This is a genomic window from Streptomyces sp. NPDC001508, assembly GCF_040298665.1.
GTDB lineage: Bacteria > Actinomycetota > Actinomycetes > Streptomycetales > Streptomycetaceae > Streptomyces.
In genome coordinates this window covers 1-13,035 of the sequence record NZ_JBEPAP010000024.1, presented here as the reverse complement: position 1 = coordinate 13,035, position 13,035 = coordinate 1, and the positions used below count along the sequence as shown (strand labels likewise).

Genomic DNA, 13,035 nt, shown 5'->3' with positions numbered 1-13,035 from the left:
GCGCTGATGAACGAGGAACTCGTCGAGCTGGCCGCCGGCGGCGCCACCGCCCTGGTCTCCGCCATGGGCACCGATCTCTGGCAGGAGGCGAAGAGGCTGATGAGCGGCGTCCTGGCACGGGCTCGCGGCAGCCGCCGCGATGAGCTGTCCGCCGCGCTGAACCGGCAGTCGACCGCCACGAGGGGAGCGGTCGACGCCGGGGCAGTGCACTACTGGACCGAGGCCCTGTCCCAACTGCTCGACCGGAACCCGGATCTCGCCCAGGACGTGAGGGCCCTGGCCTCGCTGCGCACCGCAGAAAGGCCGGACATCGTGATCCAGGTCAATTCCGCCACCCATTCGGGCGAGGTGTTCGCGGTGCAGAACGGCACCCAGCACTTTGCCTCCGGGCCGAATTCCCGCGATTGCGAGGAACGGCCGTGAGCCGGGACGACAGCCCACAGGGCGGCCTCATGGACGGACGGGTACGGGCGGTGCTGCTCATGGCCGTCGTCATCGGGGCATTCCTCGAGATCGGCACGGAGCATCGGCGGTACGGCCTGGTGGTGGACGGGTTCGCCCTCGCGGCAGTGGCTGTCGTCGGCGCGGCGGCCGCGCTGGGGTCCGAGTCCGCCGCGACGCTCGCCCGGGAGCGGGACCGGCTCGACCAGGCACCCCGGCCGAGCACGACGGTTCCGGTCTGCCGCTACGTCACCGGACCGGCGGCGCCGCGGTCCCAGCCCCCGGGGCCCCGGCCGTTCCTGCGGGAGCGGCCGACCGACCTGAGCGTTCCCCGCTTCGGCGACGGCGCCCGTGCCCAGGGCTACCCCTGGCTGCTGCCGGAGCGCACGGTCCAGAACGGGATCGCCGCCGACGAGGCCACGGTCGGTGCCTTCACCCTCCGCGCGGCCTCCGTCATCGGGCCCGGCCACCGCTGCGGCCGGCCGGCCGAGCCGCGGCAGGACTCCTACCGGATCGGGCGCAGCCGGGACAGCCGGTACGCGATCGTGGCCGTGGCCGACGGCCTGTCCAGCGCGGCCTGGTCCGACGCCGGGGCCACCACGGCCTCCAGTCAGGCCGTCACCCTGCTGCGCGAGCAGATCGAGGCGGTGGGCTTCGGCGGGCTCGACGTCAAGGAACTGTACGGGCGGATCGCGGAATCGGTCGCCGCGCAGGCGTCAGGACGCGGCGTCGACACCTCGCACCTGGCCACCGTGCTGATCACCGCGGTACTCGCCGAGCCGGACGCGAACGGCGTTGCGCAGGCCTGGGTCGGCTGGCTCGGCGACAGTTCGGCCTGGACGCTCGACCCGCGCGGCCCGCTGTGGCGGTTCTCCGCCGGCGAGGCCAAGGACCGCGCCGCCGCGGTGGTCTCGAACGAGGTCGCCGGGCGACTGCCGGACACCCCGCAACTGGCCAGGGACCACTACGTCACGCTGGCTCCCGGCGCCGCCCTCGCCCTGGTCACGGACGGGATCGGCGACGCGTGGGCGGACCCGGCGGGCAACGTCAACGAGTACTTCGCGAACGCCTGGCGCTCACCGGTCCCGGCCACGCGGTTCACCGCCGACGTCGGCTTCGACGCACCGCAGTGCCTTGACGACCGCACCGCTGTCGTGGTCTGGAACGGTGACCGGGCATGACAGAACCCCACCTGATCGACGGCGCCGACGACGGTGGCGGCGTCGGCGACAGTGGCGGCGTCGGCGACAGTGGCGGCGCCACTGTTGCCGGCCCGGTGACCGATCCGCGGGGCTGGGCATTGCCACGGACCGTGAGCGTCAGCGATCTCGGCCCCTTGGCCGAGCCGATCTCCGAACACAACGGCCAGGCCATCGCCGTAAGGCCACTGACGAACCATCCGGGCTGGCTGGCCAAGCTCTACCGGCCGGACCAGCACCCGGAGGACTCCCACCGGCTCGACCTGCTGATCTCGGCTCCGGGCACGCTGTCCGAGGGGGATCGTGCGGTCCTGTACGCCGGGACGTGCTGGCCCGCGGCCCGGATCCACGAACCCGGCAACCCGGCCGTCGGCTGTGTGATCCCGATGGCGCCGGAGCAGTACCGTTCCGAGCTGCGGCGCGGCGGGTTCGGCGAGCGCCGCTTCGTGGAGATCGACTGGCTGGCGAAGTCCGACGAGTCGATCCGGGGCGTCGGACTGCCGGCCCCCGGCTTCGCCGGCAGGCTGGCCGCCTGCATCCAGCTGACGGACCTCGCCGCGGTCCTGGAGCGCCTGGGCCTGGTCTACTCGGACTGGTCGTTCTCCAACGCCTTCTGGAGCCCGGATCAGCGTTCGGTCTACCTCATCGACGTCGACGGCTGTCAGCCCAAGAAGATGCCCGACCTCCACCAGCCGAACTGGGCCGACCCGCTCACGCCGCCGGGCACCGACGCGGACGAGTACACCGACCGCTACCGGCTCGGACTGCTGGTCGCCAAATGCCTGACGGGCCGGCGTGACGCGAGCGCCTTCCACACCGTCGCCGCGTCCCACTGGCAGAACCAGCCCGCCGTCTGCGAAGTCCTGCTCGACATGCTGCTCGCGACCGACCGCGAGCGACGGCCCTCGGCCACGCAGCTGAACCAGGCCCTCAACAGCGGGCCCTACCTCAGGACCGCGCCCCGTCCGACACGCACCGAGCTGCCCCCGCTGCCTGCGCAGCTCCCGATTCCGCAGCTCCCGATTCCGCGGCTCCCGATTCCGCAGCCCCCCGCCGGCGCCCACAAGCCCGAGAAGGAACCCGAGTCGGCGCCCCCCGAAACTCCTGAGCCCACCCCGCAGGTCGGCTGGATTCTCGTACTCGTCCTAGCCGTGATCCTGCTCTTCGTCATCGCCGCCAACCACTAGCTCAGAGGTGCACCATGTCACTCTGCCTGCCCACCTATGTGGTGATCGACGCGTCCTCGTCGATGAAGCCGCACGAGGCGGTGCTCAACGCGACCCTCTCGCGTCTGCACTACAACCTCGCGACGAATCCACGCGTCTCGGAGTTCGCCCGAGTCAGCGTGATCGCCTTCTCCACCGACGTGCATGTGGTGATCCCGATGTCGGACATGGAGCAGGTGCCGGCCATGCCCGAGGTGATCTGCGGCGGGCGCACGGAGTACGGCAAGACCTTCGACCGGGTGCGGGAGTGCATCGAACACGATGTCGGCCACCTGAGGATGCAGCACCTCGACGTGCTGCGGCCGACGATCTTCTTCCTGACCGACGGCGGTCCTACCGACCCGCGGTGGCAGAACTCCTTCCGCGCGCTGGTGGACAGGGACTGGCCGCGCCACCCGCACGTGATCGCCTACGGCTTCGGCGGCGCGAAGCGCGACGTTCTCGAACAGGTGGCGACCAAGGCGCTGTTCATCGCCGACGGTTCGGACACCGAGTCGGCGCTGAGCGCTGCGATCACTGGTCTGCTCAACTCCCTGATCGCCTCGTCGCAGACCGGTCAGATGCAGATCGCCACTGACGTCAAGGGCTTTGAGTACATCCAGGTCGCCCAGGAATACGTGGACTGACCATGGACGTCGACCCGCGTTCCACGGCATCCCGCGCACTACGCGCATCCGTCGGGCTGACCGCGCTGGCCGCGGCGCTGCTCGTCTGCGGCGCCGCGGTCGAGGTGACGGGCAATCTCCTCGGCTCCTCGGCGAAGGGGAGCGGAAGCGGCTCTCACCCGGCAACGACTGTGCAGCCGACCCACACCCGCTCCCGCGTCTCCGAGGCACCGTCGCCAGACCGCTTACCCCCGCCCCCACCCGCCTACCCACCCCGGCCCACGACCCCGACCACGGCCACCGCCACCGCCACCGCCACCGCCACCGCCACGGCTACCGGTAATTCGTTGAACGGGCGGTAGAGGCCGGGTCCTTGGTCCATCCAGGCTCACCACGGTGTACACCTGCGAACTGATCATTTCCGGCCTGTCGGCCGGAGCCCTAGCGCGCGGCACGAATCATCAATCACACGGGCTCGTACGGCCATGGGGAAGCCGAACGGGCCCACGGCAGCCCAGAGCGGGAGGCGCACGTGGGAATACTGCACGCGATCCGGATGCAGAAGCTCGTCGCGGATGCCAGGCGCGCACACGCGCAAGGCGACAACACCTTCGAAGCGTCCATCGACATCGACCCCCGGGGCATGGCCCGGGTCAGAAACCCCATGAAGAAGATCCGCAAGGAGATCGACCTGGTCGTGCGATCCGTCGAAGCCGTCGGCTGGGAGTGCGTGGGCGTCGGCCAGTTCATGTACTCGATCAATATGGAGTTCGTCCGAGCAGGCTGAAAGAACTCCCCGAAACCGGGTGTGGGACCGGGGGTTCCGTATGGGTGTGCTGTTCAGTGTGCTTGCGGCCCTGCCGGGGTCGAGGGCAGGGCCTCCCAGTAGCACAGAGGGTGTCTACGCCACTGCTTACCGGGAGGCCCTGTTGCCGCAGCTGTATCGGGCTGCCGAGGAACAGCCCATTTCGGACATGCGGGAGTGTGACCGCTTCATCCACGCGTACGACAACGCCGCGGACAACCCGAGCGGCGGGCACTGGCATCCCACCGACATGACGGACGCGGAGTGGGTCGCGGTCCGCGAAAGCGACAGGTCGTCCTCACCGAACGGCGCACGCTCGGACGGCGTTGACCACCAGCAGCCGGTCGCCGACCGTCAGGGCCACGTCCCGCACTTCCCACCCCGTGTCAGCGTGCCACTCCCCGGCCGGATCGAGCCCGACCTCGGCGAGGCGCCCTTCAGGTCCCTCCGCGGGCAGGCCGAGGAACCGACGTGTCGCGCTGTCGATCACGGTGATGCGACCCTGCGCGTCGCAGCCGACCACCCCCAAAGACCGTGCAGCACGGCCTCCTGGTTCCGCACCATGCCTGCGATCTCGTCCAGTTCGGGCCGAAGGTGCCGCGCTCAAGCCTGCGGGCGAGCAGGAAGCCGGCGTCGGCTCCGATGCCGGTAGGTGCCGAACGCGGTCACCTCCTGCCCCAACCAGACGGCGGCCCAGGTCTCGGCGATGCCCGCGGAAACCTCGCCGCCCAGTCGGTGCCCCGGTCAGGGCGCATAGATCGGCGCCCGCCACGTACTCGGCGCCCCGGCCACCGTCCATGATCCCGGGCCGGGTGGCGGAATTGCTCGCACGCTCACACCCGCCTCCGACCTACGCATCATGCGTGGCCTCCCCGCCCGCACGCCTCACGCCGACGAGCACAGCGGCACACACAGCAGCAACAACAGCACGTCCAGCATCGCCTGGGCACGCGGTTGCGCATCCCTTGCACCGTCGCTGCGCTGATGCGCTCCCCTCGCGCACCCCTGCCACCCGAGGCACTGCCCCGTGACTCACCGACACCCGAAGCAGGGTCAAGGAGAAGCAAAAAGCCCAGGTCAGAGGTATCTGACCTGGGCCCTTTTGGAGCCGCTTTCGGGATTCGAACCCGAGACCTACGCATTACGAGACCATGAGCGATCGTGTTGCGTGGTGCTTCGTCGTGCTGTCCGGTGACATTTTACCTGATCAGAGCACGTGGGACAGGTTGACCCGTGTCACCCCGTGATGCACTGTCCCAAGGCGTCTGTCCGCCGGCTGTCCACCGAAGGGGGTGCCGCTGGCCCACCAGCGAGACTGGAGCTGGGCTTGCGACGACACTGTCAACCGGGCAGAGAGACGAACGGAGGTCACTGTAGGACCTCCACAAGCGCCCCTTCGCTGGGTTCCAGCACCGTGTGCCCCTGCTCGGGTGCCGGACGCCGGAGCCGGCGAAGGAGCCCGCGCCTGTGGGCGCTCGGGGTCAACACAGCTGGGTGGGTCATCTCTCGTCGAGCCGTTCATCGAGGATCTCGGCAGCCCAGGCGCGCAACCGTCGGCGCATGTCCTCCACCTGGCCGCCATCGACGCCGTATGCCTCGTACTCCCGGTCCGGCCAACGGTCGACCGCTCGCAGCGCTTGGGCGAAGTAGCGCGGATCGAACCCGGCGTCGTGCTCGGACGCCAACTGCAGCAGCCGCCCACCCGAGTACCGCCCAGAGGCGAGGGCGGCATTCACGTCGAGGTAATCCCGTGGCGCGGCCCGTCCGAACAGCGTGGTCACCTTGTTGGCCACCGCGTCATCGGGGTGCAGTACCGGACCGATCTCCAACACGGCAGGCGGGCGGGCCCGCCAGTCGCACCCGAGCTCCACCTTCGCCGTGCGCCCCTGTTCATCAGCAACCGCGAACCGGGCGAACACCCCACCGGACTTCTCCACCTCAACGGTCAGGTCCGCCGCCCGGTAGGCCGCAGCCACCGCATCGACGGCCTCGGAGAAAGCAGCCGGGTCAGCAATGTCCGTGAAGAGGTCGACGTCATCCGACAACCGTTCCAGGAACCCGTGCGCCTGAACCGCGTACCCGCCGGCCAGGACGAAGCCGTATCCCGCGGCGGCTCCAAGACCGATACGGGCGAGCCGGGCGTGAAAGGGATCCATGCAGGTGGATACTACGCAGCCCTGCGGGCCAGTTGCGGGAATCGCCCTTCCCACATCAACCGCGCTCGCGGCGGAAGCCACAGCCTCTGCCACACGGCCGAGAGCCGCACCGGGTCCAGGAACATCCGCAGTTCCTCCACATGCATGGCCTCCCGGATGACCGTCTCATAGAGCATCCGCAGGTCCACGTCGTCCGACAGGTCGTAGACACGCTTCGGCGTCCAGTCCAGCACAGTCGGCAGAACCACCACCCCGGCTGCCGGACCGGCCAGCTCCTCCAGCGTCTCCGGAACCGTGTAGGGCCGGATCTCCGCATACCGCACCCGAGACTCCATGCGCCCAGTATGCCCCTGCGCGAGCGCTGTCCGCCGGTCGCTGTGGTGTCCGTCAGCGACGTCAGGGACGCCTCGATCCGCAACCAGACACCGGAGCTGCGGGGCGCCACCCGCCCGCGGGGGCAGCGAAGGCCGCCCCCTGAGCCGGCCACAGGACCACCCTCGTCCCGATCATCGTGACCGCCCTGGACCCGCTCCAGCGGCACATGCCTGTGGACTCGGAGTCCGTTCAGCGGGAGAACTGCCCTGCCGCCTCCTATACCCGAGCCGGCAGCGCTGCCCCGATCTCGGCCGCGAACCTCAGCAGCTCCTGATGCCCGGGAAGCTCGCTCAGGGCCTCGCCCACCAGGGCACGTGCCCGATCCGCCTCGCCGTCCCGCCAGGCCAGCCTGGCCTGGAACAGCAGCGACTCGGCGCCGGCGAAGGCAGGGTGCGCAGCCAGCCGGGCGAGGCGGTCCGCCGCGTCGTAGTCCGCGAGCCGCTCCAGCAGCATCCCGTGCCACTCGGCCAGATCACCGGCGCGGCGCTTACGTTCCGAGGCCGAGGAGTCATAGCCGTAGACCCGCTTCGCACGGGCCGGCTCTGTCTCAACCAGCCGGTCGAGCGCCTCCAGGTACCCGTCGGCGCAGGCCACCCAGGCATCCGGGTCGCGCACTAGGCGCCCGATGACCGAGGCGAGCGAGGTCTCACGCTCACTCACCGCGCCGAACCCGGTCCGCGTCCAGCCGAAACGGGACTCCCAGCGGGCCAGCTGCGGCATCGCGCGCTCGGCCAGCACCACCGGCCCGTACCGAGTCAGCATCCTGGCCCAGAGTGCGGCGACGGCGTCGGAGACGACGAACCGCGCCGCCTCCATCGGGTCCTCGGAGCGGAAGCAGTCGTAGCCCTTCACGTAACAGGCCAGGTCGACCAGCGCCTCCACCGCGTCCTCGGCCGGGCGCGAGTCCGGTGCCGCCAGCGCTGCCTGCGCCTCGTCGGCCAGGCGACGGAAGGTGAACCGCCAGCGAGTGCGCTCCTTCGGCGAGACCCTGCGGTCCCCCGCGAGATACGAGCCGGCCCGCGCCAACGCGACGAACTCGCGCACCTCCTCGCGCACCCGCACCGGATCGGGGACCTCGTCCCGAGGCCGGGCCCGCGGGCCCGGCGGAGCCGGGGCGATCTCCGCCTCGATCCGTTCCCGCACCGGCGCGGCACCCCGCCAGTACAGGTTCCACAGCGCCTTCCTCAGACGCTCCTCATCCAGCCCGGCCAGCTTCGCGAAGAACTCCTCGCGGTTCATCCGATTCGTCGGCACGACAAGCGAGCGTAGACCAGGCCGCCGGGACGCGGGGAACGGGCAGCCGTCTCGCAGCCCGGCCGACGCTCCTCGGCACACCCGGTCCGACGCAGCCTTGGCCGACTCGTACCACCCGGTGAGGTAGCCGACCAGGCCCGCATCCTCCCGCGCGGCATCGGTTGCGCGCACCAGGCCGCGTTCGGCCCGGTCCAGTGCCTCGGTGGAGCGGTCGGCACTGTCCAGTTCCCGGGCGACGGCCGGGTGGGCGGTGCTGACGGCACGTACGTCGGCATCAGCGCACAAGGGCGATGGCATGACGGGGTGGTTCCCCGCGTCCGGTCCTGCACAGCGCACAGGACCACAGAGCAAGTCAAAGACGCCTGAGCTCGCGCCCCAGTCGGAAGGATCGCTCCAGGGTGAAACGGGCCAGCGCCCATAAGGTCAAAATGCCGAGATCATGCGGGCTCGTGTCCTGCGTGTTCGGTAGGCTGACCCACGCGGGTGACGGAGAGTGCCCGCCTGCATTCGTTCTGCCGCTTCCTGAGTGAGGGCACTTGAGTACCGCCGACATGCTCACCATCGCTGACGGCTCGGCTCAGCGGCCCGAAGGACTGCCCGACGCGTTCACGGTGCTCTTGGGACGACTGGGCGCGTCTGCGGTGGATCCGGTCACCTCGGCGCTGGTGGACGCGGCGGTGGAGGTGTGGCGCAGGCCGGGTTTCGACTCCTTCCTGTCGCTGCCGCAGCTGTCCTTCACACCGTTCGGGTACCAGGTGCAGACCGCTCAGACGGTGTTGCGGCGGATGCGCGGCCGGGCGATCCTCGCGGACGAGGTGGGACTGGGCAAGACGATCGAGGCGGGTCTGGTCCTGTCTGAGCTGCGGATGCGGGGGCTGGCGGATCGGACGCTCGTTGTCACCCCGGCTGGGTTGGTGGAGCAGTGGCGCGAGGAACTGGAGCGCAAGTTCGGCCTGCCGACGGTGATCGCCCGGGGCCAGGGCTGGGAGGAGACGGACGCGGAGCGGCCGGTGGTGCTCGCCTCGATCGCCGCCGCGCGCCGGGAGCCGCTGAAGTCCCTGCTGACCGAGGGGCAGTGGGATGTGGTGGTGGCGGACGAGGCGCACCGGTTGCGTAATCCGCGCAGCGCCTCGGGCAAACTCGCCCGAGCTCTGCGTGCCCGCTATCTGCTGCTGCTCACCGCGACTCCGGTGGAGAACCGGTTGCAGGACCTGTACGAGCTGGTGAGCCTGGTCGCGCCCGGGTTGCTGGGTACCCCTGCGCAGTTCCGCCAGCGGCACGCCGGAGCCGGAACCGATCCTTCGGCGCCACGCAACCTGGACGAGCTGCGGGCCCGTACCCGTGAGGTGATGGTTCGCCACCGGCGCAGCGAGGTCGAGGTGCTGCTGCCGCAGCGGCTGGCCGAGACGGTACTGGTGGCGCCCTCGCAGGAGGAGGCGGAGCTGTATGCGGGGGTCGCCGCCCGGATCCGGACGGAGGCCAAGAACGCGTCCTCGGCGCGGCTGCTGACCCTGCGCGGGCTGACCCGGCTGGCCGGGTCGAGCCCGCAGGCCGCCGCGCCGGCCCTGGCCAAGGCGGGCTGGCCGGACCTGGCGGCCCTCGCCCGGGGAATCGAGGGATCCACGAAAGCGGAGCTACTTCTGGAGCGGCTGCGCCGGCACAACGGACAAGGGGAGAAGGTGCTGGTGTTCACCGCCTTCCGGAAAACCCTGGACACGCTCGCCGCCCGGCTGGAGCGCGAGGGCGTCCCGGCGGCCGTCTACCACGGCAGTCTCTCGCGCCGGGACAAAGAAGCGGCGGTCGCGGCCTTCCGCGATCAGGCACCGGTGCTGCTGTCCACCGAGTCCGCCGGAGAGGGCCGCAATCTGCAGTTCTGCCATGTGATGGCCAATGTGGACCTGCCCTGGAACCCCATGCAGATCGAGCAGCGCCTGGGCCGACTGCACCGGGTGGGGCAGGAGCACGACGTGGTGCTGACCAATCTGGTCGCCCAGGGCACCATCGAACAACGGATCCTGCACGTCCTCGAATCCAAAATCAATCTGTTCGAGCTGGTCGTCGGCGAGCTCGACATGATCCTGGGCCGGGTGGACGAGGACTTCGACTTCGAGGCCTCCGTCTTCGACGCCTTCGCCACCGCAGGGGACGACGCGGAGTTCGAAGAACGCATGGAGCGGCTGGGCGAGCGGCTGGTCAGCGCCCGCACGGACTACCTGGACAGCCGCGGCGCGGTCGACGCACTGGTCGGCGGCGATGACGAGCAGGAGGCGGGCCGGTGATCCGCAAGGAGCCGGGGCTGGCCTTCTGGCTGGACTGGGTCGCCCACCGCGGCGGACTGTGGGAGGACGCCGGCGACACTGCACTGGCACTCCTGCCCGCCGCTCTGGCGAGCGAGCTGGAACTGCCCGAGGAGACCGCGGTCACCGCCGACCCCGATGCCTCCCGCGAGGACGACGCCCTGCTCCTGGTGACCGGACACCCGCTGGTCGCCAAGGCCGCCGAAAGCGTCCTGGCTGCAGGCGACACCGGCACCCTCACCCTGACCGCCCCGCGCTCCGTGCCGCCCGACGCCGCCACGTTGCTGTCCAAGGCCCGAGAGCACCTCCCCGTCGACCATGGCCGCCTGGATCTGCGCTCCGACGCCCCGCTCGAGCGGGCCCTGCGGCCGGTGCTGCGCGTGGGCGCCCTGGTGAACTACGAGCTCTCCGTGGAGGACCACTTCCAGGAACAGGTCGAGGAGTACGTCGACGTCCCCAGCCGCCTGCAGGTGCCTGCCCGGGTCAGCGAACGCCTTGCCCGCACCGACCGCGACCCCCGCGCCGAGACCGCACTGCCGGACGGGCTCGGCGCTGCCGTGCAGCACGCCTCCACCAGCCGGCCGGACCTGGCCGCCGCCCTCGCCGAGGCCCACCAGATGCTGGAGGCCGCTGCCGTGCGGCGCCGCGACCGGCTGGCAGCGCAAGTCGGCGACGCGTATTCCATGGAACGCGCCCGCGCCGAGGAGTACTACGCCGCCGCCGTGGACTCCCTCCAGCGCCGTGCCGCCACCGCGCCCGAGGACCGCGCGGCACTGCTGCGCGCCCGTGTGGAGAGCACCCGCGAGGAGCGCGCCCGCCGCCTGGCCGAGATCACCGAAAAATACCGCGCCCGCCATAGCCTCACCCCCTACCGGCTGCACCTGTTGAGAGTCCCGGTGCTGCGCCTGGCACTGGACGTACGGCGCGGAGAGCGGCGCTACCCCCTGGATGTGGACTGGCTGCTGCCCGCCGGGGAGCTCGCTCCGCTGCGCTGCCCGGCCTGCGCCCAGAGCGGTGCCCCGCTGGTCGCGGCCAAGACCCACCTGGGCTGCGCCCGGTGCCTGGCCCCCAAGCATCCGGCCACGCCTCCGGCCAGGGGGATCGTGCCGCCGCCTCGCGGTGGCGCCGCCGAAGAGACCGCCGCATCCACTGGAGGTACGGCGGCACCGGTGCCTGCGGGCACCGCTGTTACCGGGGAGCTGCCGCCCGCACGGAACGCTGGCGCCGCAGGCGGCCCCACAGGGAAGCGGAACACGGGCGGAGCGAAGGCCGGGCGAACCGCCGAAGCACCCGCAGCGCGCTCTCTCTCCCCTCGACCCGGCTCCCGGCCCGCCGCACCCGGCCGTACCCCGTCCCCGCCGCAGCGCCGGTCTTCCGATCCCAAGACCCTGCACAAGCGCGCCTTCGCCTTCTGGGAGCACGCCGCAGGCGGCGACCGCCGAAAGCTGGAGCGGCTATGCGCTCCCGACTCGCCCGCCGCCACCCTGCTGCGGTTGTACGGCGCGACCGGGCCGCTCTACGGGATCGGCGTCGCCCCCCAGGAGCGGGTGAAGTCCTGCAGCGCCACGGTCTTCCCCGCCGAGGGGCGACGCCTCTGGGACAGTGCCGGAGGCGAGGTCCACACCGACCGGGGAAGTCACGACTACCTGCTGCGCTGGTCCCCCGGGCCCGACCGACTGATCGTCGAGGTCCTGCCACACCGGACTCCCTACGCGATGAACGCCAGCACCATGATGGTCCGCTACCGCACAGGCCGTACCAATCCGGTCACCCGCCTCCCGCGCACCGGTGCCACACTGGACCCGGTCGCCCGCCTGCTGTGGCAGCGCACCCCGGCCCGGCACGGGACACACCTGGCCGCCCGCGCCCTGGCCTCCTGGTGGCGGCTGGCCGACCCGCAGATGCTGCTGGAGCGCTACCCGGCTGCGGTCCTCGCTGCCGCCACCGAGCGGTCCGCCTGCTACTGGAGCGGCACTGGCGGGGGCGGCTACGGCGACGCGGCAGGGCTGTGGCAGGTCCCCGAGGCCGAGCTGCGCAAGGCCGGCGCGCTCCTGCAGCGCCTGCTGAAACTGACCGAACACCAGCCCTGGTAGCTGCGCGCCGCACAGGCGGGCAAGTCGCCCCACCCTCCTCCACCACGGCACGACCGGAACCGCGATCCGTGAGCGCGTGGGCCGCGCCAGCACTCTCGCAGCGCCGGGCCTGCTGGACTACGAGATCACCTCAGCCACCTTCGGACCAACCCACGACCGGCGAGGGGACAAGCCGAAGATCACGGGGCGGCGTGCTGCTGCTTTTCACGCCGCGAGCGCAGGTCCAGGTGGTCTTGCCGCAGCCGCCGCAGCACCTCCCGACCGGAGCCGGAGGTGCCCACACATGCTGTGCTGGTCCTGCCCGGCATGTACCGAACGCACACACGCCCAGAACAATCGGCAGCAGCGCAGCCCACCAGCCGGTCCTTCGACCCCCGTGCCCCGATCGGCTACTGAGTGCGCTCACAACCGTGAGCAACACCAGGGCCCAAGCCGGACAGGGGACCTGTCAGGACCGGACAGTCCCCCCGCCGCCGATCGCCCCATCGACCTCATGAATTCAGCTACGGCAGCGATCTGATGCCCTGGCAGAAGAAGGGTGCCTCTCACCTGCGATGATCTGGATTGTCTAGATCAAAACCGTC

The 13,035-nt window shown here is 70.8% G+C and carries 11 protein-coding genes; 7 read left to right on the top strand and 4 right to left on the bottom strand.

Annotated elements, in window-relative coordinates; genetic code table 11:
- Positions 1 to 6 precede the first annotated feature (6 nt).
- From ABT245_RS21995 to ABT245_RS21975, 5 genes are all read left to right on the top strand, one after another.
- Positions 7 to 423, top strand: coding sequence for a hypothetical protein (locus ABT245_RS21995; protein ID WP_351736032.1), 417 nt, complete (start codon positions 7 to 9; stop codon positions 421 to 423).
- Positions 420 to 1,622: a protein phosphatase 2C domain-containing protein gene (locus ABT245_RS21990; protein ID WP_351736030.1), complete on the top strand. Its 1,203-nt coding sequence runs from the start codon at positions 420 to 422 to the stop codon at positions 1,620 to 1,622. Before ABT245_RS21995 ends, ABT245_RS21990 begins: the two co-directional genes overlap by 4 nt.
- A complete protein-coding gene (locus ABT245_RS21985) occupies positions 1,619 to 2,827 on the top strand; it encodes a hypothetical protein (protein ID WP_351736028.1) in 1,209 nt (402 codons plus the stop codon). Before ABT245_RS21990 ends, ABT245_RS21985 begins: the two co-directional genes overlap by 4 nt.
- Positions 2,828 to 2,841: 14 nt before the next feature.
- Positions 2,842 to 3,492 carry a vWA domain-containing protein gene (locus ABT245_RS21980; RefSeq protein ID WP_351736026.1) on the top strand — a complete coding sequence of 217 codons (651 nt, stop codon included), beginning with the start codon at positions 2,842 to 2,844 and terminating at the stop codon, positions 3,490 to 3,492.
- 511 nt (positions 3,493 to 4,003) lie between these two features.
- Positions 4,004 to 4,258 (top strand): hypothetical protein, encoded by a 255-nt coding sequence (locus tag ABT245_RS21975; protein ID WP_351736024.1) that lies wholly within the window; start codon positions 4,004 to 4,006, stop codon positions 4,256 to 4,258.
- A 316-nt stretch (positions 4,259 to 4,574) separates the two neighbouring features.
- Here the strand turns inward: ABT245_RS21975 and ABT245_RS21970 are convergent, their stop codons facing one another.
- The 4 genes from ABT245_RS21970 to ABT245_RS21955 all read right to left on the bottom strand — a co-directional run bounded on the left by ABT245_RS21970 (position 4,575) and on the right by ABT245_RS21955 (position 8,358).
- Positions 4,575 to 4,766, bottom strand: coding sequence for a hypothetical protein (locus ABT245_RS21970; protein ID WP_351736022.1), 192 nt, complete (start codon positions 4,764 to 4,766; stop codon positions 4,575 to 4,577).
- 1,009 nt (positions 4,767 to 5,775) lie between these two features.
- Entirely contained in the window at positions 5,776 to 6,432 is a 657-nt protein-coding gene (locus ABT245_RS21965) for a nucleotidyl transferase AbiEii/AbiGii toxin family protein (protein WP_351736020.1), read from the bottom strand.
- Between the two features lie 11 nt (positions 6,433 to 6,443).
- Entirely contained in the window at positions 6,444 to 6,767 is a 324-nt protein-coding gene (locus ABT245_RS21960) for a hypothetical protein (protein WP_351736018.1), read from the bottom strand.
- A 256-nt stretch (positions 6,768 to 7,023) separates the two neighbouring features.
- On the bottom strand, positions 7,024 to 8,358 hold the full coding sequence (locus tag ABT245_RS21955) for a hypothetical protein (protein WP_351736016.1): 1,335 nt from the start codon (positions 8,356 to 8,358) through the stop codon (positions 7,024 to 7,026).
- Positions 8,359 to 8,597: 239 nt separating this feature from the next.
- Here ABT245_RS21955 and ABT245_RS21950 point away from each other — a divergent pair, with 239 nt between their 5' ends.
- Both ABT245_RS21950 and ABT245_RS21945 read left to right on the top strand, forming a co-directional pair.
- Positions 8,598 to 10,340, top strand: coding sequence for a DEAD/DEAH box helicase (locus ABT245_RS21950; protein WP_351736014.1), 1,743 nt, complete (start codon positions 8,598 to 8,600; stop codon positions 10,338 to 10,340).
- Complete coding sequence (locus tag ABT245_RS21945) at positions 10,337 to 12,451, top strand: hypothetical protein (RefSeq protein WP_351736012.1); 2,115 nt, start codon at positions 10,337 to 10,339, stop codon at positions 12,449 to 12,451. Before ABT245_RS21950 ends, ABT245_RS21945 begins: the two co-directional genes overlap by 4 nt.
- Positions 12,452 to 13,035 lie beyond the last annotated feature (584 nt).

What these genes read in the sequence shown, in the direction of transcription:
- ABT245_RS21995 (WP_351736032.1), top strand. Translation starts at nt 7, where the DNA reads ATGAACGAGGAACTCGTCGAGCTGGCCGCCGGCGGCGCCACCGCCCTG.
- ABT245_RS21985 (WP_351736028.1), top strand. Translation starts at nt 1,619, where the DNA reads ATGACAGAACCCCACCTGATCGACGGCGCCGACGACGGTGGCGGCGTC.
- ABT245_RS21980 (WP_351736026.1), top strand. Translation starts at nt 2,842, where the DNA reads ATGTCACTCTGCCTGCCCACCTATGTGGTGATCGACGCGTCCTCGTCG.
- ABT245_RS21965 (WP_351736020.1), bottom strand. Translation starts at nt 6,432, where the DNA reads ATGGATCCCTTTCACGCCCGGCTCGCCCGTATCGGTCTTGGAGCCGCC.
- ABT245_RS21960 (WP_351736018.1), bottom strand. Translation starts at nt 6,767, where the DNA reads ATGGAGTCTCGGGTGCGGTATGCGGAGATCCGGCCCTACACGGTTCCG.
- ABT245_RS21955 (WP_351736016.1), bottom strand. Translation starts at nt 8,358, where the DNA reads ATGCCATCGCCCTTGTGCGCTGATGCCGACGTACGTGCCGTCAGCACC.